Consider the following 456-nt stretch of genomic DNA (forward strand, 5'->3'; position numbering starts at 1 on the left):
ACCACTTGCGATCTCGCCGACTGTTCCGGTGAGTTGTTGGCGTAGGTGCCCGGCCAGTGCCGAGGGTGTGGGGTGATCGAAGACCACGGTGGGTGACAATGCGAGACCGGTCGCGGTTTGCAACCGGTTACGCAACTCGACGGCGGTCAGAGAATCAAAACCCTGATCCTGGAATACGCGGTCGGCCCCGATAGTGGCCGGATCAGCACCCAGGACGGTCGCCACATGCGAGGACACCAGCTCCGAGAGCAGCGAATGTTGCTGCTCATCAGAGAGTCCGGCCAGACGCTGCGCCAGTACCGAACCCGACACCGCCGCAGTCCGGTCCCCCATCACAGACCGCCGCCGGACGCCCACCAGATCAGCGAACAAGGCCGGCAACATCCCAGCAGCGGCTTGAGACCTGAGCCCAGCCATATTTATGCGTGCGGGCGCAAGGCAGGATTGATCGAGGGT

Annotated in this window: 1 protein-coding gene; it reads right to left on the minus strand. The window is 63.4% G+C overall.

Annotation, left to right across the window (positions count from 1 at the left end; genetic code table 11):
• On the minus strand, positions 1–333 hold a 333-nt coding region (locus AC5Y7D_RS30935), incomplete at its 3' end, for an acyl carrier protein (protein WP_499930004.1).
• Between the last annotated feature and the right edge of the window lie 123 nt (positions 334–456).

This window comes from Mycobacterium sp. NGS49, from assembly GCF_059812565.1.